This is a genomic window from Streptomyces sp. NBC_01471, from assembly GCF_041438865.1.
In the GTDB taxonomy this organism is placed as follows: Bacteria; Actinomycetota; Actinomycetes; order Streptomycetales; family Streptomycetaceae; genus Streptomyces.
Window position 1 is genome coordinate 3,584,011 of sequence record NZ_CP109450.1, and the last position, 22,375, is coordinate 3,606,385.

The 22,375-nt window shown below is 71.4% G+C and carries 21 protein-coding genes; 3 read left to right on the forward strand and 18 right to left on the reverse strand.

From position 1 onward, the window contains the following. Window positions 1–26: 26 nt before the first annotated feature. Together OG285_RS15670 and OG285_RS15675 are read right to left on the reverse strand one after the other, a co-directional pair. The gene (locus OG285_RS15670; protein WP_371791300.1) at window positions 27–1,472 is read right to left on the reverse strand and encodes an MDR family MFS transporter; all 1,446 of its coding nucleotides are present in this window, start codon (window positions 1,470–1,472) and stop codon (window positions 27–29) included. Then, window positions 1,469–2,032 carry an NAD(P)H-dependent oxidoreductase gene (locus tag OG285_RS15675; protein ID WP_356826895.1) on the reverse strand — a complete coding sequence of 188 codons (564 nt, stop codon included), beginning with the start codon at window positions 2,030–2,032 and terminating at the stop codon, window positions 1,469–1,471. The genes OG285_RS15670 and OG285_RS15675 overlap by 4 nt, the downstream gene beginning before the upstream one ends. Window positions 2,033–2,241: 209 nt before the next feature. Here OG285_RS15675 and OG285_RS15680 point away from each other — a divergent pair, with 209 nt between their 5' ends. Further along, window positions 2,242–2,982 (forward strand): TetR/AcrR family transcriptional regulator, encoded by a 741-nt coding sequence (locus tag OG285_RS15680; protein WP_356826346.1) that lies wholly within the window; start codon window positions 2,242–2,244, stop codon window positions 2,980–2,982. A 78-nt stretch (window positions 2,983–3,060) separates the two neighbouring features. Here OG285_RS15680 and OG285_RS15685 read toward each other — a convergent pair whose 3' ends face one another. From OG285_RS15685 to OG285_RS15750, 14 genes are all read right to left on the reverse strand, one after another. Then, complete coding sequence (locus OG285_RS15685) at window positions 3,061–3,732, reverse strand: response regulator transcription factor (protein ID WP_356826348.1); 672 nt, start codon at window positions 3,730–3,732, stop codon at window positions 3,061–3,063. After that, window positions 3,729–5,078, reverse strand: coding sequence for a sensor histidine kinase (locus OG285_RS15690; RefSeq protein WP_371791301.1), 1,350 nt, complete (start codon window positions 5,076–5,078; stop codon window positions 3,729–3,731). Before OG285_RS15690 ends, OG285_RS15685 begins: the two co-directional genes overlap by 4 nt. Window positions 5,079–5,174: 96 nt before the next feature. Further along, window positions 5,175–6,041, reverse strand: coding sequence for an alpha/beta hydrolase (locus OG285_RS15695; protein WP_356826352.1), 867 nt, complete (start codon window positions 6,039–6,041; stop codon window positions 5,175–5,177). 55 nt (window positions 6,042–6,096) lie between these two features. Beyond that, a complete protein-coding gene (locus OG285_RS15700; protein WP_371793545.1) occupies window positions 6,097–7,254 on the reverse strand; it encodes a kynureninase in 1,158 nt (385 codons plus the stop codon). A 76-nt stretch (window positions 7,255–7,330) separates the two neighbouring features. Further along, window positions 7,331–8,176 (reverse strand): tryptophan 2,3-dioxygenase family protein, encoded by an 846-nt coding sequence (locus tag OG285_RS15705; protein WP_371791302.1) that lies wholly within the window; start codon window positions 8,174–8,176, stop codon window positions 7,331–7,333. A 189-nt stretch (window positions 8,177–8,365) separates the two neighbouring features. Beyond that, a complete protein-coding gene (locus tag OG285_RS15710) occupies window positions 8,366–8,779 on the reverse strand; it encodes a DUF3151 domain-containing protein (protein WP_356826356.1) in 414 nt (137 codons plus the stop codon). Between the two features lie 123 nt (window positions 8,780–8,902). Beyond that, window positions 8,903–10,051, reverse strand: coding sequence for a MalY/PatB family protein (locus tag OG285_RS15715; RefSeq protein ID WP_371791303.1), 1,149 nt, complete (start codon window positions 10,049–10,051; stop codon window positions 8,903–8,905). Window positions 10,052–10,172: 121 nt separating this feature from the next. Beyond that, a complete protein-coding gene (gene fbaA / locus OG285_RS15720; protein ID WP_356826360.1) occupies window positions 10,173–11,204 on the reverse strand; it encodes a class II fructose-bisphosphate aldolase in 1,032 nt (343 codons plus the stop codon). Between the two features lie 171 nt (window positions 11,205–11,375). After that, the gene (gene pyrE, locus OG285_RS15725) at window positions 11,376–11,918 is read right to left on the reverse strand and encodes an orotate phosphoribosyltransferase (RefSeq protein ID WP_371791304.1); all 543 of its coding nucleotides are present in this window, start codon (window positions 11,916–11,918) and stop codon (window positions 11,376–11,378) included. A 67-nt stretch (window positions 11,919–11,985) separates the two neighbouring features. Continuing rightward, a complete protein-coding gene (locus OG285_RS15730; protein ID WP_371791305.1) occupies window positions 11,986–12,789 on the reverse strand; it encodes an aldose 1-epimerase in 804 nt (267 codons plus the stop codon). Between the two features lie 41 nt (window positions 12,790–12,830). After that, on the reverse strand, window positions 12,831–13,775 hold the full coding sequence (locus OG285_RS15735; protein ID WP_371791306.1) for an SRPBCC family protein: 945 nt from the start codon (window positions 13,773–13,775) through the stop codon (window positions 12,831–12,833). A gap of 136 nt (window positions 13,776–13,911) precedes the next feature. Further along, window positions 13,912–15,465 carry a polyamine aminopropyltransferase gene (locus OG285_RS15740; protein ID WP_356826368.1) on the reverse strand — a complete coding sequence of 518 codons (1,554 nt, stop codon included), beginning with the start codon at window positions 15,463–15,465 and terminating at the stop codon, window positions 13,912–13,914. A 54-nt stretch (window positions 15,466–15,519) separates the two neighbouring features. Beyond that, a complete protein-coding gene (locus OG285_RS15745) occupies window positions 15,520–16,038 on the reverse strand; it encodes a DUF2617 family protein (protein ID WP_356826370.1) in 519 nt (172 codons plus the stop codon). A gap of 547 nt (window positions 16,039–16,585) precedes the next feature. Then, entirely contained in the window at window positions 16,586–16,891 is a 306-nt protein-coding gene (locus OG285_RS15750) for a hypothetical protein (protein ID WP_356826372.1), read from the reverse strand. Between the two features lie 149 nt (window positions 16,892–17,040). On the opposite strand from OG285_RS15750, the gene OG285_RS15755 reads away from it, so the two are divergent. Together OG285_RS15755 and OG285_RS15760 are read left to right on the forward strand one after the other, a co-directional pair. Beyond that, window positions 17,041–18,240 carry a pyridoxal phosphate-dependent aminotransferase gene (locus tag OG285_RS15755; protein ID WP_371791307.1) on the forward strand — a complete coding sequence of 400 codons (1,200 nt, stop codon included), beginning with the start codon at window positions 17,041–17,043 and terminating at the stop codon, window positions 18,238–18,240. 130 nt (window positions 18,241–18,370) lie between these two features. Then, the gene (locus OG285_RS15760) at window positions 18,371–18,667 is read left to right on the forward strand and encodes a DUF3303 family protein (RefSeq protein WP_356826376.1); all 297 of its coding nucleotides are present in this window, start codon (window positions 18,371–18,373) and stop codon (window positions 18,665–18,667) included. A gap of 233 nt (window positions 18,668–18,900) precedes the next feature. On the opposite strand, the gene OG285_RS15765 is transcribed toward OG285_RS15760, so the two are convergent. Both OG285_RS15765 and clpB read right to left on the reverse strand, forming a co-directional pair. Then, on the reverse strand, window positions 18,901–19,437 hold the full coding sequence (locus tag OG285_RS15765; RefSeq protein ID WP_356826378.1) for a YbjN domain-containing protein: 537 nt from the start codon (window positions 19,435–19,437) through the stop codon (window positions 18,901–18,903). Between the two features lie 98 nt (window positions 19,438–19,535). Next, on the reverse strand, window positions 19,536–22,157 hold the full coding sequence (gene clpB / locus OG285_RS15770; RefSeq protein WP_371791308.1) for an ATP-dependent chaperone ClpB: 2,622 nt from the start codon (window positions 22,155–22,157) through the stop codon (window positions 19,536–19,538). Window positions 22,158–22,375: the final 218 nt, after the last annotated feature.

Sequence of the window (22,375 nt, forward strand, 5' to 3'; positions counted from 1 at the left end):
CGCCAGCCCCCACAGCAGCTCCCGCGTCAGCTCCGGGCGGCCGTGGCCCCCGCCTCCGCCCCCTCCGGGGATACGGCCGACCGCAGCGGCACCTCCCGTACGCACCAGGCGACCGCGCACCCGACCACAGCCAGCGCCGCGCACCCGGCCGCCACCCCGTGCAGCCCGCTCGCCACCGCCTCCGGAAAGCCGTTCGCGCCCGCCGTACGACCGCCGAGGCGGGAGGTGAAGACCGCGCCCAGGAGCGAGACCCCGAGCGAGCCGCCGATCGTCCGGAGCAGGATGACGGTGCCGCTGGCCGCCCCCATGTCGCGCGGTTCGGCGCTGTTCATCGTGATGACCATGGTGCTCTGCATCAGGAACCCGATACCGGCCCCCGCCACGACGGTGAGCGCGGAGGCGACCACCGTCCCGGTGTGTGCGCCGAGCAGCAGCAGAAGCAGCGCGCCCAGCGTCAGGACGGCCCCGCCCACGACCGGGTAGACGCGGTAGCGGCCGGTGCTGCTGATCAGCCGGCCGACGCTCAGCTGCACGGCGAGCATGCCGAACATCAGCGGGAGCAGCAGCAGCCCGGTCTCCGTCGCCTTCGCGCCGCCGACCAGTTGCAGATACTGCGGCAGGTACGTCATCAGGCCGAGCATGACCGCCCCGGACAGGAAGCTCAGGACCTGGGCGAGGGCGAAATTGCGGTTGTGGAAGAGACGCGGCGGGATGACGGGTTCGGCCGCGGTGCGTTCGACGCGTACGAACCAGACCAGCGCGGCCGCCCCGACCGCACCCAGCGCGAGAATCTGCGGCGAGGACCAGGCGTACGTGGAGCCGCCCCAGGTCCCGAGCAGCGTGAGCGCCAGGATGCCGGTGGTCAGCGACAGGATGCCCGCGACATCGATCCGCGCCCTGATCCGCTCGCTGCGCAGCGGAACGAACAGGCAGACGATCAGCAGGGCGGCCGCACCCGCGGGCACGTTGACGTAGAACGTCCAGCGCCAGCTCAGCCGGTCGGTGAGGAACCCGCCGATCAGCGGGCCGCCGATGAACGCCACCGGCATGATCACACCGACCATCGACTGGACGCGCCCGCTCTCGCGCGGCTCGATCAGCACGCCGATGACAGCCATCGCGCCGACCATCAGACCGCCCGCGCCCAGCCCCTGGAGTGCGCGGAAGGCGATGAGCTGCGCCATGGACTGCGCGAGTCCGCAGAGCATCGAGCCGACCAGGAAAAGCCCGACCGCGGCGAGGAAGGCACCCTTGCGGCCGTACAGATCGCCGATCTTGCCCCAGACCGGGGTGGCGACCGCGGTGGTGAGCAGATACGCCGTCACCACCCAGGAGAGATGGTCGAGTCCGCCGAGATCGCGCACGATCGTGGGCAGCGCGGTCCCGACGACCAGGCTGTCGAGCATGGCCAGGAACATCCCGAGCAGCAGCCCGAAGACACCGAGTCTCAGCCGTCCGTCCATGGCGGTCATCCCTGGTAGGGGTGGACGGCCTTGGCGTCACGCAGCGCGTGCGCCCACCAGGCGAGCTGGTCGAGCATCGACGTGGCCGCCGCGTCACTCGCCGGGTCCCTGACCCGGCCCTCCTCGTCGAAGCAGTTCCAGCCGCCGTGGAAACTGACCGTGTTGCGCATGGTGACCGATTGGAGCTCGGCCAGCACACCCCGCAGATGCTCCACCGCGCGGAGCCCGCCGGAGAGCCCTCCGTACGAGACGAACGCGACGGGCTTGGCGTGCCACTCCGCGTTGTGCCAGTCGATGGCGGTCTTCAGCGATGCCGGATAGCTGTGGTTGTACTCGGGCGTGACGATCACGAACGCGTCGGCCGCCGCCAGCCGGGGCGAGATCGCGGCAAGCGCCTCGGTGGTGCCTGCGGGCGGGGGACTTCCGAACGCCGGGAGCACGGTGGGCAGCGGGATCTCGGCCAGGTCGACGGTGTCGGCGGTCAGCTCGGGGTGCCGGTCGAGATGGCCGCGCGTCCAGTCGGCCACGACAGGGGCGAACCGGCCCTCGCGGATGCTGGCGACGATCATCACGACCTTCAGACGGCCATCGACGAGGCGGCCCTCGGCTGAACGGGCCTGGGCAGACGGGGTCTCGTCCGGGCGGGTGTCGGCAGGATTGCGCTGGCTCATGGGTCCCCCAGGGTCGGCCCGTGCGGACGTTGATGTGTACGCCGTATCGGGATGAGTACAACGTACACAGCAAAGTGTACGACGTCTACTCCTGATACGTTGTACACATGATGGTCGAAGAGCACGCGCAGCCTCAGCGGCAGAAGTCCCTCTGGGAACGGCTCGACCGCCCGGCCCCCACGCCCCGCGCCTCGCTCTCCCCCCGGCAGATCGCCGACGCCGCGGTACGGATCGCCGACGCCGAGGGGCTTGCCGCCGTGACGATGCGCCGGCTGGCGACGGAGCTGGGCGTGGCCCCCATGGCGGCGTACCGCTACGTCTCCGGCAAGGACGAACTGCTGGAGCTGATGATCGACCGGGTCTACGTGGAGGCGGATCTCTTCGGCGACGCCACCGGCTGGCGGGAGACCCTGCGGGCCCTCGCGCTCCGCACCCGGCAGCTCTTCCTGGCCCACCCCTGGCTCGGGCAGCTCTCCTCAGCGCGGGCGGGGGTAGCGATGACCCCCGCCCGGTTCGCCGTACTGGAGCGGGCGCTGACCTCGCTGGACGGCCTCGGCCTCGACGCGGACACGATGTACGCGGCCTTCGTCACCGTCACCTCGTTCACAGCCGGCCAGGCGCACGCGGAAGTCGCGATGCGGCAGCTGATGAAGGACGAGGGCTGGTCGAGCGGCGACGACGTACGCGGGGCGCTGGCCCCGCAGATGACGTATCTGATGGGCACCGGCAAGTACCCGATGTACCGCGAGGTGCTCCGCGGGAGCGAGCGCAGGGACGACCCGCTCTGGCATTTCGAGATCGGTCTCGACTGCGTGCTGGACGGGATCGCGGCCCGGCTGGGCATCTGAGGGAGCGGCCGGGCCCTCCGGGGCCCGGCCCGCGCACGTTCGGGGGACACGCCCCGGATGGTCCCCTCCGGAACGTCGCTACCCCGGCCTGACCAGCCCCGTCTCGTACGCGAAGACCGCCGCCTGGGTCCGGTCCCGCAGGCCGAGTTTCACCAGGATCCGGCTCACGTGCGTCTTGATGGTGGACTCGGCGACGATCAGCCGGGAGGCGATCTCCGCGTTCGACAGGCCCTGCGCGATCAGTACGAGCACCTCGCTCTCGCGCTCCGTGAGTTCCTCGGCCCGGGCGAGCGAGGGCTGCCTCGGAGTGTCCGACAGCCGGGAGAACTCCACGATCAGCCGCTTGGTGATCGTGGGGGCGAGCAGCGCCTCGCCGGCCGCCACCACCCGTACGCCGTCGGCCAGCTGGCGGGCCGACGCGTCCTTCAGCAGGAAGCCCGAGGCCCCCGCACGCAGCGCCTGGTAGACGTACTCGTCCAGGTCGAAGGTGGTCAGGACCAGCACCTTCGCCGACTCGTCCGCCGCGACGATCTCGCGGGTCGCCTCGATACCGTTCAGTTCGGGCATCCGGATGTCCATCAGGACGACGTCCGGGCGCAGGGCGGCCACCTGGGCGACCGCCTCGACACCGTTGACCGCCTCGCCGATCACCTCGATGTCCGGCATCGCGTTGAGCAGGACCGAGAACCCCTCGCGCACCATCATCTGGTCGTCGACGACCAGGACCCTGATGGCCGGGGCGGCCGTCATTCGGACTCCTGTGCGGGACGCTGCACCGGAATGAACGCGGCGATCTCGTAACCGCCGTCCTCCGTACTGCCCGTGGTGATCTCACCGTTCAGCATGGTGACCCGCTCCTGCATCCCGGTGATGCCGTGCCCGGCCCCCGGAATGGGATGTCCGCTGCCCGAACGGAGTTGAGAGCTGGGGGAAGGCTTGGCCAGGCCCTGCGGCGGCCCGTTGACCACGCGCAGACCGAGCCCGCCCAAGACGTAACCGATCTCCACCCGGGCCTGCGAGCCCGGTGCGTGGCGCAGGGTGTTGCTCAGCGCCTCCTGGATGATGCGGTACGCCGACAGCTCGACGCCCTGCGGGAGTTCACGCACCGCGCCGGTCACGGTCTTCTCCACGGTCAGGCCCGCCTCCCGGACATTGGTGAGCAGCCCTTCGAGTGCGGCGAGGGTGGGCTGCGGGGCGTCCGGGGCCTCGTAGTCCTCGGCCCGTACGACACCGAGCACCCGGCGCAGCTCCGTCAGGGCCGCCACCGCGTTCTCCCTGATCACCTCGAACGACCTGGTCAGCTCGGGCGGCGGGTCGGTCACCCGGTACGGGGCGGCCTCGGCCTGGATGGCGACCACCGACATGTGGTGGGCGACGACGTCGTGCAGCTCACGGGCGATGGTGGTGCGCTCCTCCAGGAGCGTGCGCCGGTCGCGTTCGATGGCGGTGACCGTCTGCTGGGCGGTGACCTCGCGGTGCGCCTCGCGGCGGACCTGCACCGTCGTGGTGACGAGGAGTGCGACCGCGGAGAGGAACAGCATGAACGCCGTGTCGGAGCCGTAGAAACCGGCAGGGCCCAGGACAGTCCCCGCGAGGAACCCGTACAGGGCGGTACCCGCCCACATCCAGGCGGCGGTACGGGGCCGGCTCCTGGCCGCGACCACGGTGAGCACCACGAGATGCGCGAGGAAAGCGCTGTCGGACCAGGGCCAGGCCCCCGAGCCCCTGTCGACCAGCCCGACCACGGGGGTGGCCACCATCGACGCCCACCAGGCACCGACCGGCCTGACCAGGGTCATCGCGACCACCCCTGCCGAGATCAGGCCGGTCAGGAGCGACAGGGGGCCGTCGAAGTCGACGGTGCCGTTGGCTGCCAGCAGCAGCGTGAACAGCGCGAGACCCAGCACCACCGCGTGCGGGGTCCATCCGGCGCGTGCCCGTATCCGGCCGGGCAACCGCCTGGTCAGCGGTCCGTCCGTACGCATGGGCCGGAGCGGGCGGTAGGCGAAGGCATCGGTGAAGAGGTCCTGGCGCAAGCCCGCCAGGACACCCACTGCCAGCTGGATCTCGGGGCTCCGCGTCTCTGTATCGGTCACACGGACCAAGGTAGGCGGCAGCGGCGTCACGGTCGTCCGTACTGCTGCGGATCCTGCGGGGTCCCCCTCAGGTACTACTGGCGGGTGGAGCGGCCCTCACCAGGCCAGTTGCTCGATCTCCGCGACGACGACCGCGCAGGCGTCGGCCGCCGGGTCGATCGGCGCGAAGTGCCCGACACCGTCGAGGAGCGTCACGCCGACCAGCTCGCCCTCCTTGGCCGCCGCGTCCGCGTACGCGTCGGCGAGCTGCGGCGGGACCGTGGTGTCGTCCCGGCCCTGGACGACGGTGGTCGCGATCCCGGTGGGGAGCAGGGCGGAAGGGTCCGCCCACTGCGCACGGACCACGGCTGCGGTGTCCGCTCCCGCGGTGCCCGCGACCGCCGTGTCGGCGGACGCCAGGAACTGTTCCACCGCGCCCTCGCACACCCCCAGCTCACGGGCGAGGCCGAAGTGCGCGAGCGGTGCCAGCGCGACCACCCCCCGGAAGGGCGGCGTGGACCGGTGCCAGGGCGCCTCGGGCGGCAGCACGTGCCGGGCGGCCGCCCACAGCGCGAGATGACCGCCCGCCGAATGCCCGGTGAGCACCGTCCGCCGCAGGTCGGCGCGCGGAAGGCCGGACGGTACGAGCTCCGGCAGCGCGTCCAGGGCGGCGGCGACGTCGTCGAGGGTGTCGGGCCACCGCCCGGCGCTCCCCTCGTCGGCACCGCCCCGCCGGTACTCGACACTGGCGACGGCGAAGCCCCGGTGGGCCAGGAACCCGGCGAACGGGGAGATGTGCCGGCGGTCGTACCGCTGCCGCCAGGAGCCGCCGTGCAGCACGACGACGAGCGGGACCGGCCCCTCGCCGCCGTGCGGGGCGTAGAAGTCCACGGTCTGGTCGGGGTGTTCGCCGTACGCAGCGGTGGCATCGGGGGCGACGGCTGGGTGCGCGAGGACCGAATCGGCCTCTGCGTCGTCCGACATACGGCTCCAACCTCTCTCTGTGCGGGCGCGATTGCCCTGACCAGCGGGGACGCTATCAGGCAAGTACCTCCCCCAGAACGCGCGCGGCACGCAGCGCATCACCGAAACTGACGTAGAGCGGGGTGAACCCGAAGCGCAGGATGTCCGGCGGCCGGAAGTCCCCGACGACCCCGCGGGCGATCAGTTCCTTCATGACCGCCCCGGCGTTCTCGCACCGCAGCGACACCTGGCTGCCCCGCTGTCCGTGGACGGCCGGAGTCACCGATTCGAGGCTCACGCACTCCAGGAAGAAGTCCGTCAGGACGAGTGACTTGGCCCGGACCGCTTCGACCGACACCCCCTCCCACACATCGAGCGCCGACTCCAGCGCGAGCATCGAGAGGATGTCGGGGGTGCCGACCCGGCCACGCGGGGCGCCCTCCGCCGCGGTGTATCCGGGCTCCATGCCGAACGGGTCCACGTGCGAGTTCCAGCCCGGCAGCGGTGAGTCGAAGGATGCCTGGAGGTCCGGGCGCACATACAGGAAGGCGGGCGAACCCGGCCCGCCGTTCAGGTACTTGTAGGTGCAGCCGACCGCGAAGTCGACCCCGTGGGCACCGAGCCCGACGGGCAGCGCGCCCGCGCTGTGGCAGAGGTCCCAGACGACCGCCGCGCCCGCCGCGTGCACGGCGGCGGTCACGGCGGGCAGGTCGTGCAGCCGTCCCGTGCGGTAGTCGACGTGGTTGACCAGGACGGCGGCGGTACGGGGACCGACCGGGTCGCCCTGCGCGTACGGGACGAGCCGCCGTCCGGTCATCCGGGCCGCCGACTCGGCGATGTAGCCGTCCGTCGGGAACGTCGCCGCGTCGACCAGGATCTCGTCGCGGTCCTCCCCGGCCAGCCGGACAGCGGCCACAAGTGCCTTGAAGACGTTCACGCTTGTCGAGTCGCCGACGACCACCGTGCCGGACGCCGCACCGACGAGCGGCGCGATCCGGTCGCCGATGCGCTCCGGCGCGGTCCACCAGCCGGACTCCTCCCAGGAGCGGATGCCCAGCGTGCCCCACTCGTGGGCGATGACCTCCTGCATCCGCGCGGGAACGTGCCGGGGCAGGGCGCCGAGGGAGTTGCCATCGAGGTAGACCGTGCCGGGGGCGACGGTGAACAGCTCCCGCAGCGGGGCCAGTTCGTCGGCGGCGTCGAGCTCGGCGGCCCGGCGGGCCAGCGCGGACAGGTCGGGCTCGGACCGCACCGGTGCGGGCTGGTTCATCAGCTGATCCTCGGTCGTCGGGGGCATCGGGGTGGCCGGGTCAGACATGGCTGCGGGCCGTCCACAGCTCGGGGAACACGCTCTTCGCGGCGCGCTTCTCCAGCCAGGAGACCCCGGCCGAACCGCCCGTGCCGGTCTTCGACCCCATCGCCCTGCGGGTCGCGACCAGATGGTCGTTGCGCCAGCGCCACACCAGCTCGCCGACATCGGTCAGCGCCTCGCCGAGCCGGACCAGCGGGGAGTCCTGCTCCCCCGTGTACACCGCCGTCCAGACCGCCTCGACCTCCGGCGACGGCTCGTACTTGCGCGAGAGATCGCGCCGGAGCGCGGCGTCCGGCACCGGCTGCCCGTGCCGGGCGAGGTACCGCAGCACCTCGTCGTACAGGCTCGGCTCCTGCAGCGCCTTCTCCAGCTCGGCGTGGACCCGGGGCGCTCCGCGGTGCGGGACCAGCATCGAAGCGGACTTCTCACCCAGCAGGAATTCCAGCCTGCGGTACATGGCGGACTGGAAACCCGATCCCTCACCGAGCGCGCTGCGGTACGCGTTGAACTGCGCGGGGGTGAGCTGGGCCAGCGGCCGCCAGGAGTCGTTGAGCGACTGGAGTTCGTACGTCGAGCGCTTCAGGGCCGCGAGGGCGACCGGCAGATCGTCACCGCGCAGGGCCGCCGCGGCGGTCTCCCACTCGTGGACGATCACGGTGAACCACAGCTCCATGACCTGGGTGGTCACCAGGAAGACCATCTCGCCCGGATCGTCGGAGCGCAGATGCTGGAGGTGGGTGAGGACATCCGCCTGTACGTAGTCCTCGTACGGAGTGGTCCCCGCGAAGTCCAGGTTCGGATCGGGGTCGTGGCTCGGGGCCGGGTCGTGCGAAGGCGTAGACATCGCTGTCTCCTCGGTGGCGCTCCAGGTAGCGGTCCGCCCCTTCCGTCGACAGGTGGGCCCCGGTCCCCACCTTCATCATCGACGCGGAACCCGCTCCTCGGCAAGACAAGCAAGGGCCCGGACGCGCGGGGGCCCGGACGGCAAGGGCCGGACACGCAACGTGTCCGGCCCCCGTTCCGCACGGTCGGGTCAGCCCAGCGTCTCCGCGGCGGCCGGCGAGGAGTCCCGCAGGAACTCCGTGCAGCGCTCGTACTCCGCGTCCTCACCGATCGACTGCGCGGCGCGGGCCAGGGCGTGCAGGGCCCGCAGGAAGCCGCGGTTCGGCTCGTGGTCCCACGGCACGGGACCGTGACCCTTCCAGCCGGCCCGGCGCAGTGAGTCGAGGCCGCGGTGGTAGCCGGTACGGGCGTAGGCGTACGACTCGACGACCCTCCCGTGCTCGAAGGCGTCGTCGGCCAGCTGCGCCCAGGCGAGCGAGGAGGTCGGGTACTTCGCCGCCACATCGGCGGGGGCGGTGCCGCCCGCGAGGAGCTCGCGGGGTTCGGGGTCGTCGGGAAGACGGGTCTCGGGAGGGCCCCCGAGCAGATTCTCGTGAATGGACATGGAGGCCAGTCTGCCTGGCCCCGGCGGATACGGCTGCCAGGGGCGGCAGGACAAGCCAGGAGGGGCAGGAGCAGGCCGCGGAGCAGAAGCGGGAGCAGGGGGGGCAGGCCGGACAGGACCTGGCTAGGGCCGCACGGCCCGTGCCGCCCGCACGAGCGCGTCGGTGCCCGTCTCCGCCTTGTCCCGCGGGCAGCCCACGTTGAGCCGGACGAACCCTTCCGCCCGGTAGACCGTGCCCGGCATGATCGCCACCTTCTCCACCTCGATCAGCTGCCGCTGAAGGGCGGCGCTGTCGATGCCCAGCGGGCGCAGATCGATCCAGGCGAGATATCCGGCCTGCGGAGGCGCCCAGCCCAGCTCGGGAAAGGCCGTGTGCAGCCGCTCGGCGAGCATCGACAGATTCGCCGCGACGTACGCACGCACCGCGTCCAGCCAGGCCGCCCCGTGCCGGTAGGCCGCGATGTGCGCCGTCAGCGAGAGCACCGCGGGCGAGGCCAGCCCTTCGGCCGTCTCCATACGGGTGAGGTACTCCGCCCGGTCGGCCGGGTCGCCGATCATGCCGTACGAACCGGTCAGCGCCGGGAAGTTGAACGCCTTGCTGCCGGAGCTGATGAGCGCCCAGCGGCCGCGCCCGTACCGGGTCCAGGGCAGATGCCGGTGCCCCTCGTGCACGAAGTCGGCGTGGATCTCGTCACAGATGACCGCGGTGCCGTACCGCTCGGCGAGTGCGGCGAACCGGGTCAGCTCGCCATGGGTCCACACCCGGCCGGTGGGGTTGTGCGGCGAGCAGAGCAGCAGAACCCTGCTGTCCGGCCGGGCGAGCTGACGCTCCAGCTCCGCGTCGTCGTCCACGGGGCAGCCGCGCAGCTCCCGGCGCAGGCCGGAGACCGCCTTGGTGAACCCGTCGTAGGTGGGGGTGTGGACCACCACACCGTCGCCCTCGTCCGTCCACATCCGCAGCAGCTGCGAGAGCTGGTTGAGCACGGAGGGCCCGTACACGATGCGGCCGTTGTCGATCCGGGTGTCGAAGCGGGTCGCGTACCAGTCGCGTATCGCGTCCCGGAACTCCCCGAGCCGCCAGTCGGTGTATCCGAACACCCCGTGGTCGATCCGCTCGTGGAGAGCCGCGAGGACCTCGGGGGGAGAGCGGAAGTCCATGTCGGAGATGGTGAAGGGCAGCAACCCGTCCACGCCGAACCGGTCCGCGACCCCGTCCCACTGGACGCTCCAGGAACCGCGCCGGTCGACGGCGGTGTCGAAGTCGTACTCCACGTGCGGCACCTTTCTCGGACCCCCGGGTATCGGCCCCCGGGTCTCGGCCCCCGGGCACTGCGGATATGACACGGGCCCGGCACCCCTGGTCGGGATACCGGGCCCGGCGTGACGGACGTGACTACTTGATGCGGGTGCCCGTGGAGCGCAGGTTCGCGCAGGCCTCGGTGACGCGCTTGGCCATGCCGGCCTCGGCGGCCTTGCCCCAGGTGCGGGGGTCGTAGGTCTTCTTGGAGCCGACCTCGCCGTCGACCTTCAGGACGCCGTCGTAGTTGCGGAAGACGTGGTCGACCACGGGACGCGTGAAGGCGTACTGGGTGTCGGTGTCGAGGTTCATCTTCACGACGCCGTTCTCCAGCGCGGTGGCGATCTCCTCCGCGGAGGACCCGGAGCCGCCGTGGAAGACGAAGTCGAACGGCTGGCTGCCGGCGGGCTTGCCGTACTCGGCGGAGACGCCCTCCTGGAGGTCCTTCAGCAGCTCGGGGCGGAGGACGACGTTGCCCGGCTTGTAGACCCCGTGCACGTTGCCGAAGGAGGCGGCCAGCAGGTAGCGGCCCTTCTCACCCAGACCGAGCGCCTCGGCGGTACGCAGCGCGTCATCGACGGTCGTGTACAGCGAGTCGTTGATCTCGTGGCTGACGCCGTCCTCCTCGCCGCCGGTCGGGGTGATCTCGACCTCAAGGATGATCTTCGCGGCGGCAGCCTGCGCGAGCAGCTCCTGGCCGATGGCCAGGTTGTCGGCGAGGGTCTCGGCGGAGCCATCCCACATGTGCGACTGGAAGAGCGGGTTGAGACCGGCCTCGACGCGCTTGCGGGAGACCTCAAGGAGCGGACGGACATAGCCGTCGAGCTTGTCCTTGGGGCAGTGGTCGGTGTGCAGCGCGATCGTGACCGGGTACTTCTCGGCGACGATGTGCGCGAACTCGGCGAGCGCGACCGATCCGGTGACCATGTCCTTGGCGTACTGGCCGCCCAGGAACTCCGCACCGCCGGTGGAGATCTGGATGATGCCGTCGCTCTCGGCCTCGGCGAAGCCGCGCAGCGCCGCGTGCAAGGTCTGGGTCGAGGTCACGTTGATGGCCGGGTAGGCGAACTTGCCTGCCTTCGCCCGGTCGAGCATCTCGTTGTAGACCTCGGGGGTTGCGATGGGCATCTGTCCGCTCCTTGGGATGTGCGGGTGTGCGTAACTGGTCCCTGACCTGGGGGCGACGTCATCGTCGCCGCCCATCTTTCCAGACTCGTGGCGCGGGTCCACCGGGCGTGGTGGCTTGACCCGGACGACGGGGTGTGGTTTCACGTGAAACCACACCCTGTACTCAGGTCCTCACAGGTCGAGGTCACCCTGGTTGTACGCGAAGACGTACGGCACCCCCGCCTCGGCGATGACCTCGGCGGCGCCGGTGTTGCGGTCCACGATCGTGGCGACGGCGACCACCTCGCCACCGGCCTCGCGCACCGCGTCCACGGCGGTCATCGGAGAACCGCCCGTCGTGGTGGTGTCCTCGACGACCAGGACGCGGCGTCCCTTGATGTCCGGACCCTCGATGCGGCGCTGCATCCCATGCGTCTTGGCGGCCTTGCGTACGACGAAGGCGTCCAGCGTCTTCCCGCGGGCGGCGGAGGCGTGCAGCATGGCGTCCGCGATCGGGTCGGCGCCCAGCGTCAGCCCGCCGACCGCGTCGAAGTCCAGCCCGTCGGTCAGATCCAGCATCACCTGGCCGACCAGGGGCGCGGCCACGCCGTCCAGGGTGATCCGGCGCAGATCGATGTACCAGTCGGCTTCGATCCCCGAGGAGAGCGTCACCTTGCCGTGCACCACGGCCTTGTCCTTGATGTGCTGGAGCAGATCAGCGCGTACGTCAGTCATGCCCCCGAGCTTAATTGCGACGGCTGGGACTTCCCTCCCGTGGCTCGGGGGCGGCAATGGCGGTGGCTCAGAGCCGGCGCCAGCTCCAGGTCGTCGCGATCTCCAGCGGGTCGATGGGTGTGACCAGGCGCGGCAGCGTGTTCAGGCCGTTCGGCGGGCCGGACTGGGGTTCGACACAGACCGCTTCCGCCTGCTCGTCGTAGATCACGACCCACTCGTCGCGGCTGCTCACCTTCAGCTCCAGCTGCTCGGGCCAGGTGAGGGTGACGTCCACGCCGTCCGGCATCCCGAAGCAGTCGTCCCAGGGGCCGGGAACGGGGTCGATCCGCTTGCCCGTGGGCAGGTGGTCGTCGCCGCGCTCCTCCTGCCAGGCGGGCTCGAAGTCGAGCTGCGCATCGCCGCCGGCGCCCAGGTTCCGGTTGAACCAGGGGTGCCAGCCGGCCTGCGCCGGGAACGAGTCGCCGTAGGTCTCCACACCGAGGGTGAGGGTCAGGGCGGACTCGGTCAGCTCGAAGGTCTGGGTGACCCGGCCGGTGTACGGCCAGGGATCGGCCAGATCGTAGGTGAACGCCGCCGCACCCGGCCCGTCGCCGCTGCCGGCGCGGGCGGGCTGCCAGGCGGTGTTGCGGCCGGTGCCGTGGATGGCGTGCGGCGGGGAGTTCAGCGGCAGCTGGTGCGGGATGCCGCCACTGCTGAACCGGCCGTTTCCGGTACGGCCGCACCAGGGCACCATCGGGAAACAGCCGAACTTGTCTCCCTGGCGCAGCAGTTCGGTGCCGCCGATGCGGAGGCTGCGGATACGGCACCCGTTCTCGGGGCTCACGGTCAACTCGACGTCGCCGGCGACGAGCCGGACCTCTTCGCTACTCACGCCCCGACCCTAACGGGACGGGGCGTGATCGGCTGCCCGGTTCAGCGTCGGCGCCGCAGCGCCCTGCCCACCACGACCGCCGATGCCAGCGCCAGGGCCGCCGCCGGGGCCGCCCACCGCAGGGTCGCTCCCGCCGTGCTCGACGACGGGGCCGGTACCGGGGCGTAGCGGCCCCGGGGCGGGGCATGGTCGACCTCCTCCGCACTGCGGCCGATCATCGTGCGGCGGGCGTGGGCGGCCTCCACGGGTGGGTCACCGGCGGAGGTGAAGCCCGCATCGGACACCGGGTCGAGCGACGGCGGCGGCACCTCCGCGTCGAACACGGACGCCCCGGCCTCATCACTGGAATCGCCGGGCCCGGAATCGCCGGTCTCGGAATCACCGGTCTCGGCCGGCCTCTCCGCAGGCGCCTGGTCCGCTGCCGGGTCCGCAGGCGACGGGTCCGCAGGCTTACCGCCCGCCGGCTCCGCGCTCTGCCCATCGGGCAGCGCATCGGGCTGGGTCTCTTTCTGTGCACCGGGCTGGGCACCGGCCTGTGTCTCGGCCTGCGCCTCGGCCCCTACGCGGTCGCCGAACCGGTCCAGCAGGCGGCGTGCGGCCGCGAGCACCGCCTCGGGGGAAAGGTCCGCCAGACGGCCGCCGGTCGCCTGTGCCGTTCCCGTACACCTCAGGGCCGTACCCGTACCGGCATCCGTACCGGCGTCCGCCACGCTCAGCTTCAGTGAGAGTTTCACCGAGCCCGGTCCGCGCGCCTCCGTGCCCTCGCCGTCGACCTCGTAGCCACCGTCCCGTTCCGCGATGCGTACGGTGCCGCGGTACGTGATCGTGTGCCCGTCGATCCGGACCTTGAGCCGGCCCGCGAGCGGCCCCTCAGCGCTGTCCGCGTCCTGTTGGAGCCCCGGTACACAGCGGGCCACACGGGCGGGGTCCGCCAGGACCCGTCGGACGGACTCTGCCGGAACCGGAACGAACACCTCATGCTCCATGGAAGCCGAGCCTACTCAGCCACGGCCGACACGTCTGCCTTTCCGTCCCCACCGATGCGGGTCGGCCCCGGACGGCGCGTCCGGTTCCCGGTGTCCTGGCCAGGTGTCCTGTCCGGGTGTCCTGCCGCCGGCCCGTTCACCCCCCGTACCGCGGATGCACCAGCGTCGACGGCAGCACCTCCGGCGGGGCGCCCGGCACGCGTGACCAGGTGTCCGCAGCCGACGCCCCCAGCTCCGGATCCCTGCGGGCCGCCAGGACGAAGCCCCAGTCGCTGGGCGCCTCCCCCGCACCCTTCGCCCGGTCGGGGCCCGCGGCGAAGCCCGCACCACGGCCCGACGCCCGGTACGGAACCGCCCGCAGGCCCGCCGCCCGCACCGTCGCGTCGACCGTCCAGAAAACGCCCGGACGGGTGTCGACCGGGCCCGCGTGGACGGCCAGCCGGCCGCCCGGGGCCAGCACCCGCGACACCAGCCCGTAGAACTCCTCCGAGTAGAGCTTGGTGCTCGCGGTGATCCCCGGATCGGGCAGATCCGTGAGGACCACGTCGTACCGCGGTCTCGGCGAGCGCAGCCAGTCGAAGGCGTCACCGGTGACCACCCGCAGCCTCGGGTCCCGGTACGCGTGCCCGTTGAGCGCGGACAGTCCGGGATCGGTGCGTGCCAGCCGTTCGACACCCGGGTCCAGCTCGACCAGCGTCACCGACGCCACCCCCCGGTGACGCAGCACCTCGCGGGCCGCGAGGCCGTCGCCGCCGCCCAGGATCAGCACGTTCCGGTGGGGGCCGCGCATCGCGGGGTCGACCAGCGCCCGGTGGTACTGCCGCTCGTCCGCGCCGTCGACCCGGAGCCTGCCGTCCAGGAAGAGGTCCAGGGTGCCGTGCGCGGACCGGGTCAGGACGATCTCCTGGACGCGGGTCTGCTCGGCGACCCGCACCTGCGCCCCGTACACCGCCCGCCGCGCCGCCAGTTCGAAGTCGCTCACCAGCGCCGTGGCGGTGGCCAGCACGGCGAGCACCAGCACGTTCCCCAGGATCAGCCACCACCGGGCCCGCGTCGTCAGGTCGCGCCGGAAGAGCCACAGCACCAGCGCCCCGCCGACCACGGCGTTGACCGTGCCGGTGAGCAGCGCCCCGGTGAGCTGGCCGAGCACGGGGAGGAGCAGGAACGGGAAGGCGAGACCGCCGACCAGCGCGCCCACGTAGTCCGCCGCGAACAGGTCGGCCACGGCGCCGCCCGCGTCCTGCCGCGACACCCGCTGGATCAGCGTCATGAGCAGCGGGATCTCGGCACCCATCAGCACCCCGATCGCCAGCGAGAAACCGACCAGGGCATACCGCGAACCGCCGCCGCCCGCCCAGGCGAACGACGCGTACAGCACGAGCGCCGAGCCGCCGCCGATCAGCGCCAGTGCCGCCTCCACGAGCCCGAAGCCCACGGCGGCGCGGACCCGCAGCCGTTTGGCGAGGAGCGAGCCGATCCCCATCGCGAAGACCATGACGGACAGCACGACGGACGCCTGGGTGACGGAGTCCCCAATCAAGTACGAGGCGAGCGCGACCAGTTCGAGCTCGTACACCAGTCCGCAGGCGGCGCAGACGAAGACCGTGGCGAGCACCAGCAGCCTGCCGGTCCCCGGGCGTACGGAGAGCCGCGCAGCCTGCGTTTCGGGGGGCGCGGACTGGTCGATCATGCTGCGAACGCTACGTCACGCGACACACACGAACTGTCACCCGCAAGGGTGCAATCAGGCATCGACGGGGATACGCACCCCAACTCGCGTGCGGGTCACCACGAGTTGCCCCTCCTGCGGGTACGCATGCCAGGTGCGCCAGTGCACCTGGCCCTCGCGCCGCTGCGCGAGCATCGCGGTGAAGGCGTGCGGCGAGCCCGGGAACGTACCGGCAAGGCCGTTCGGATGGTCGGCGACCAGCGCGAGCAACTCCTGCGCGCGCCCCGCGAACGAGCAGGCCGAGAGCGTCTCGACGCAGGCCGAGAACTCGTATCCCCAGTCACCGACGCGCTCCGCGACGCCGAGCGGTAAAGGAGTGCTGCTTCCCGGGATGCAGGCGACGGTCTCGGAACAGGCGCCGCCCTCCTCCTCCAGAAGCACCTGGTGGGAGGCGCCGAGCAGCCTCATCTGGAGCTTGGCGCCGCCGAGTTCGAGATCGAGGACCGCGAGCGCGGGCAGCGGTTCGCGGCCCAGCGCCCAGGCCAGATCGGCGGCGCGAGTGTCGGTGTAGGCAGTACTGAGGGTCGTGAGCATGGGTGGGCTCCGCAAACACACAATCGGCAGATGGACGGGGGTCTCCCCGGAGCAGGTGTCAGGGAAAGAGACGCCGGCATGGGCCACGGTCAGGTCTCAGGTCCGAGGGCTGCTTCTTCTCACATGGAGGGAATCACGAAGTACGCGACGCTCACAGCGTTTTTACCCAACTTGACGGGGTTTCCATCCCCCCGGGGGCTCCGCTGTTCATACGTTCAACAAACCGGCGGTGAGGGGGTGCGGGATGAGCCGTGAGGTGAGCCGTGGGGCACGCTGTGCGGTCTCCTGCCGGGCTGCGAGCAGCCGAGCGGACGGACTGAGAGATGGGTCACAACAGCGGGTGCCAGGGCGCTCGGAGCGGGCGCGGCGGTGCTGTGCGGTGCGGTGCGGTCGAACAGAGGCGCGCCCGCCGGGGGTTGACCCGACGGGCGCGCTGGGGAGTCCGGCCGGGAAGGGACGGGACGTCCCGCCCGGAGAACCGCCCGAGGAACCGCATGAAGAGCAGCCCGGACAACTGCCCGGACAACTGCCTGAATAACAGCCGGTATCAGCTGGAGCCGCCGCAGCCGCCTCCGCCTCCACCGCACGACGAACCGCCCCCGCAGGACGACCCGCCGCCGCAGGACGAGTGGCCGCCACCACCGCAGGAGTGGTGACCACCGGAATGACCGCCCGAGTGGTGACCACCGGAACCGCTGTCCCCCGCCCACCAGCTGCCGCCCGCCGTACCGCCCGCGACGCCACCGGCGGCGGACGAACGGCTCCGGCCGCCCCTGCGCCCGCCCCGCTTCCGGTCCGCGGCCACCAGCGCGACCAGCACGATCACCACCACTGCCAAGATGAAAAAGCCCACGGCCCTCACCCCTCCTCCGCCCGGCGGAGCGGGTCCCCCGTAGGCCCCCGCCCGGCTGCCGGGCTTCTCGTGTGACAGGCCAATCCCCGGTACACGCGGGCTCAAGCAGGAGTTGAGGAAGTCCAGAGGTTCGGCGCAGGATGGCCGCCATGACCACTACGGGAAGCTCCACGGGACACCTCGGCGGACGGCCGCTGCTCAACCGCCGGCTGGACGGACTCGGCACGACGATCTTCGCGGAGATGTCCGCGCTGGCCACAGCCACCGGCGCGATCAACCTGGGGCAGGGTTTCCCGGACACCGACGGTCCGGAGGAGGTCCGCGAGGCCGCGGTCCGGGCGCTGCGCGAGGGCAAGGGGAACCAGTACCCGCCGGGCCCGGGCATCCCGGAGCTCCGCTCGGCGATCGCCGACCACCAGCGCCGCTTCTACGGCATCGGCCTCGACCCCGACACCGAGGTCCTGGTCACCGCGGGGGCCACGGAGGGAATCGCCGCCGCGATGCTCGCCCTGCTGGAACCGGGCGACGAGGTCATCGCGTTCGAGCCGTTCTACGACTCGTACGCCGCCTGCATCGCCATGGCGGGCGCCGTCCGCGTACCGCTGACGCTCCGTGCCCCGGACTTCCGGCCCGACCTCGACGCCCTGCGGGACGCCGTCACGCCCCGCACCCGGCTGCTGCTGCTCAACTCGCCGCACAACCCCACCGGTATGGTCCTCACCCCCGGCGAGCTGGCGGCCATCGCGGAACTGGCGCGCGAACGCGATCTGCTCGTGGTCACCGACGAGGTCTACGAGCACCTGGTCTTCGACGGCGCCCACCACCCGATCGCGGCGCTGCCCGGCATGCGCGAGCGCACCGTCTCCATCTCGTCGGCCGGCAAGACGTTCTCGTTCACGGGATGGAAGGTCGGCTGGGTCACCGGGTCCCCCGCCCTCGTCGCGGCGGTCCGCACGGCGAAGCAGTATCTGACCTATGTGAGCGCCGGACCGTTCCAGTACGCCGTCGCCGAGGCCCTGCGGCTCCCGGACAGCTACTTCACCACCCTGCGGACCGATCTGCTGCGCAAGCGCGACCTGCTCGACGCGGGTCTGCGCGCCGCCGGATTCACCGTGTACGAGCCGCAGGGCACGTACTTCATCACCACCGACATCGCACCGTTCGGCGAGAAGGACGCCCTGGCGTTCTGCCGGGCGCTGCCGGAGCGGTGCGGCGTGGTCGCGGTGCCCAGTTCGGTGTTCTACGACGACCCGGAGGCGGGCCGCAGCCAAGTTCGTTTCACGTTCTGCAAGCGGGACGACGTGCTCCGTGACGCGGGCGGCCGGCTGGAGCGCGCTTTCCGGGGCTGAACGCGACCACGGATGGGGCCCGAGATGTTGCTGCCCCGATCGCCCGGGGCAAGGCTGAGCCGGACGTCACCGGGTCTCAGGGAGCGCGGGCCGGACCGCGCCGGTCGCGGTGGGCGGAAGGAGCGGTGCCATGAGGGTCATGCTGCGAGCGCGCATGGACACGCAGGTCACGAACGAGGCGGTCAAGAACGGCACCCTGCCGAAGATCATGCAGGCCCTGGCGGACCGGCTCAAGCCGGAGGCGGCCTACTTCGGCCCCATCAAGGGCGGGCGGGCCTGCACCTTCGTCTTCGACATGCAGGACAGTTCACTGCTGCCCGCCATCGTGGAGCCGCTCTTCCAGACGCTCGGCGCGGAGATCGAGATCCAGCCCGTGATGAACACCGAGGACATGCAGAAGGGCATGGCCGCGCTGAAGCAGGGCTGACCGCGGCCGGCCGGTCGGCCGCCCGCACGCCGCACGTCCCGGTCCGGCCACCCGACGGCGCGCGGATCGCGTGGGGCCACCCGACGGCGCGCGAACGGCGCGCGGGACCGCGTACAGCAGCGGCCTACCGCCCCCACGGCCACCGGCATCGTCCTTCAGTGCAGCCCGGCATGGGAAAGCCCGGCCGGTACGGCGCCGAAGCGCCTTCCGGCCGGGCTCTCCGCACGGGCTGCTCAGGCGTCGTCGCCCGGCTGGTCGTCGCCCTTGCCGGACTCCAGGTCCTGCTCCAGACCGAGCTGGTCGACGAGCCACTTGTCGAACTCGATCGAGGCGCGGACCCAGCTGACCGTGGACGACACGAAGTGCTCCAGGGCCACGCCGGTGCCGATGAGCATCTGCGCCTCACCGATGAGCCGGACGCTGCCGTCGTCGTGGGTGTGCGTGTAGACCTTGGGCCACAGTGTGCGGCGGTTCCAGTCGTCGATCAGCTCAAGGAGCTGGACCTTCTCCTCGATGCCGTGCGGGCGGTCGTAGAACGTCCGCACCGAGAAGACCTGCTGGTCGTCCTCACCGCGGAACATGAAGTACGTGCGGAATTCCTCCCACGGCGCGGCGAGGTCACCCTCGTCGTCCAGGACGTACTTCAGCTCCATCTGTTCGAGGAGCTGCTTGACCAGATCCTGGTCGGGAACGACGGGGCCCGCCGGTCCTGAATCCTGCGGATCGGGCTGGCCCCCGAAGTTCGGAATGGAGGACGGGTCGATGGTCATCTTGAATTGCCCTTCGTACGAGTCCCGCCATCCTCTCTCATGCCGGGCGGGGCGTGGCAAGCCCCGCCCCGCCCTGTCGGCCGGTGTCCGCTCCCGGCTTAGCCCGCCCGCTCGACGGCGGGCTCCGCGCGCCCCACGATCAGGCCGTCACCGACCCGCTCGACCCGGACCGTGTCGCCGTCGGTGACCTCGCCCGCGAGGATCTCCTTCGCGAGCCGGTCGCCGATCGCCGTCTGGATCAGCCGGCGCAGCGGCCGGGCGCCGTACGCCGGGTCGTTGCCCTCCTCCGCCAGCCAGGCCAGCGCGTCGGGGGTGACGTCCAGCGTGAGCCGCCGGTCGGCGAGGCGCTTGGCCAGCCGTTCGATCTGGAGGCCCGCGATGTGCGCCAGCTCGTCCGCCGACAGCGCGGAGAAGACCACCAGGTCGTCCAGGCGGTTGAGGAACTCGGGCTTGAAGGATGCCCGTACGACGTCGAGGACCTGCTTCTTCTTCTCCTCCGGCTTGGTCAGCGGGTCGACCAGGTACTGGCTGCCGAGGTTCGAGGTCAGGATCAGGATGGTGTTGCGGAAGTCCACCGTGCGGCCCTGGCCGTCGGTGAGGCGTCCGTCGTCGAGGACCTGGAGCAGGACGTCGAAGACCTCGGGGTGGGCCTTCTCCACCTCGTCGAGCAGCACCACGCTGTACGGGCGCCTGCGCACCGCCTCGGTGAGCTGGCCGCCCTCCTCGTAGCCCACGTAGCCGGGCGGCGCGCCGACCAGCCGGGCCACCGAGTGCTTCTCGCCGTACTCGCTCATGTCGATGCGGACCATGGCCCGCTCGTCGTCGAAGAGGAAGTCGGCGAGCGCCTTGGCCAGCTCGGTCTTGCCGACGCCGGTCGGGCCGAGGAAGAGGAACGAGCCGGTGGGCCGGTCGGGGTCGGCGATCCCGGCGCGGGTGCGGCGTACGGCGTCCGAGACGGCGCGGACCGCTTCGGTCTGGCCGATGAGGCGCCGGCCCAGCTCGTCCTCCATGCGCAGCAGTTTCTGCGTCTCACCCTCCAGGAGGCGGCCGGCCGGGATGCCGGTCCAGGAGCCGACCACGTCGGCGATGTCGTCGGAGCCGACCTCCTCCTTGACCATGGTGCTCTTGGTGTCGGCGGTCTTGGCGGCCTCCTGCTCGGCCTCGGTGGCCTCCTCCAGCTCCTGCTCCAGGCCCGGGATCTCCCCGTACAGCAGCTTCGACGCGGTGTCGAAGTCGCCGTCGCGCTGGGCGCGCTCGGCCTGGCCGCGGAGTTCGTCGATGCGCTCCTTCAGCTCACCGACGCGGTTGAGGCCCTCCTTCTCCTTCTCCCAGCGTGCGGTGAGTCCGCGCAGCTCCTCCTCACGGTCGGCGAGGTCGCGGCGCAGCTTCTCCAGGCGCTGCTTGGACGCGGCGTCCGACTCGTTCTTGAGGGCGAGCTCCTCCATCCGCAGCCGGTCGACGGCGCGCTGGAGCTCGTCGATCTCGACGGGTGACGAGTCGATCTCCATCCGCAGCCGGGACGCGGCCTCGTCCACCAGGTCGATGGCCTTGTCGGGGAGGAAGCGCGATGTGATGTAGCGGTCGGAGAGGGTCGCGGCGGCGACCAGGGCCGCGTCCGCGATCTGGACCTTGTGGTGGGCCTCGTACCGGCCCTTGAGCCCGCGCAGGATCGCGATGGTGTCCTCGACCGACGGCTCGGCGACCAGCACCTGCTGGAAGCGCCGCTCCAGGGCGGCGTCCTTCTCGATGCGCTCGCGGTACTCGTCCAGGGTCGTCGCGCCCACCATGCGCAGCTCACCGCGGGCCAGCATCGGCTTGAGCATGTTGCCCGCGTCCATCGCGGAGTCGCCGCCCGCGCCCGCGCCGACGACGGTGTGGAGCTCGTCGATGAAGGTGATGACCTGCCCGTCGCTGTCCTTGATCTCGGCCAGGACGGACTTCAGCCGCTCCTCGAACTCGCCGCGGTACTTGGCACCCGCGACCATCGCCCCCAGGTCGAGCGAGATCAGCCGCTTGTTCCGGAGGCTCTCCGGCACGTCGCCCTTGATGATCCGCTGGGCGAGGCCCTCCACGACGGCCGTCTTGCCGACGCCCGGCTCACCGATGAGCACGGGGTTGTTCTTGGTGCGCCGGGACAGCACCTGCACCACCCGGCGGATCTCGTGGTCCCGCCCGATGACCGGGTCGAGCTTGCCGTCCCGTGCGGCTGCCGTGAAGTCCGTACCGAACTTCTCCAGTGCTTTGTACTGACCCTCGGGGTCGGGGGTGGTCACCCGGCGCCCTCCCCTGCTCGTCTCGAACGCTTCCAGCAGTTTCTTCACACCGGCGCCCTGCTGCGTCAGCAGCTCGCCGGCCTGGCCGCCCTTTGCGGCGATCCCGATGAGCAGATGCTCGGTCGAGATGTACTCGTCCCCCAGCTCCTTGGCGCGCTGCGAGGCGTCCGCGATGACGGCGAGCACCTCGCGGTCGGGCTGCGGGGGCGCGACCGTCGACCCGGCCACGCTGGGCAGCCCGCCGAGCAGCCGCTCGGCCCCGGACCTGACGACCGCCTGATCCGCCTCGACAGCGGCCAGCAGGTCGATGACGTTCTCGTTGTCCTCGCCCTCCAGCAGGGCGAGCAGCAGATGTACGGGGGTCAGGTCCGGGTTGCCGTCGGACACGGCGCGGCTGTTGGCCGCGGTGATCGCGTCCCGGCTCTTGTTGGTCAGCTCGGCGTCCACGTGTGCGCTCTCCTCCTCGCGGGGCGGGTCCGTCCCTGCAGTGACTCAGTGCGATGCGTCAGGATCATGGCCTTGGCCGGCCGGCCGGCCGGCCAAGAACGAGCCGGCCTGGCTCCAGCGTGCCTAGACCCAAGCAACGTACATAAAGTTGAGTCTATTCCACTCAACATGCATTGGACAGGGCCACCGCCCCTGTCCGACAGGATCTCTGCCCCATC

Coding starts and splice junctions, on each gene's coding strand:
- OG285_RS15740 (WP_356826368.1), bottom strand. CDS start 15,465: ATGATCGACCAGTCCGCGCCCCCCGAAACGCAGGCTGCGCGGCTCTCC.
- pyrE (WP_371791304.1), bottom strand. CDS start 11,918: ATGACTGACGTACGCGCTGATCTGCTCCAGCACATCAAGGACAAGGCC.
- OG285_RS15680 (WP_356826346.1), top strand. CDS start 2,242: ATGATGGTCGAAGAGCACGCGCAGCCTCAGCGGCAGAAGTCCCTCTGG.
- OG285_RS15670 (WP_371791300.1), bottom strand. CDS start 1,472: ATGACCGCCATGGACGGACGGCTGAGACTCGGTGTCTTCGGGCTGCTG.
- fbaA (WP_356826360.1), bottom strand. CDS start 11,204: ATGCCCATCGCAACCCCCGAGGTCTACAACGAGATGCTCGACCGGGCG.
- OG285_RS15685 (WP_356826348.1), bottom strand. CDS start 3,732: ATGACGGCCGCCCCGGCCATCAGGGTCCTGGTCGTCGACGACCAGATG.
- OG285_RS15760 (WP_356826376.1), top strand. CDS start 18,371: ATGAGGGTCATGCTGCGAGCGCGCATGGACACGCAGGTCACGAACGAG.
- OG285_RS15675 (WP_356826895.1), bottom strand. CDS start 2,032: ATGATCGTCGCCAGCATCCGCGAGGGCCGGTTCGCCCCTGTCGTGGCC.
- OG285_RS15705 (WP_371791302.1), bottom strand. CDS start 8,176: ATGTCTACGCCTTCGCACGACCCGGCCCCGAGCCACGACCCCGATCCG.
- OG285_RS15755 (WP_371791307.1), top strand. CDS start 17,041: ATGACCACTACGGGAAGCTCCACGGGACACCTCGGCGGACGGCCGCTG.
- OG285_RS15745 (WP_356826370.1), bottom strand. CDS start 16,038: ATGCTCACGACCCTCAGTACTGCCTACACCGACACTCGCGCCGCCGAT.
- OG285_RS15695 (WP_356826352.1), bottom strand. CDS start 6,041: ATGTCGGACGACGCAGAGGCCGATTCGGTCCTCGCGCACCCAGCCGTC.
- OG285_RS15735 (WP_371791306.1), bottom strand. CDS start 13,775: ATGGAGCATGAGGTGTTCGTTCCGGTTCCGGCAGAGTCCGTCCGACGG.
- OG285_RS15765 (WP_356826378.1), bottom strand. CDS start 19,437: ATGACCATCGACCCGTCCTCCATTCCGAACTTCGGGGGCCAGCCCGAT.
- OG285_RS15710 (WP_356826356.1), bottom strand. CDS start 8,779: ATGTCCATTCACGAGAATCTGCTCGGGGGCCCTCCCGAGACCCGTCTT.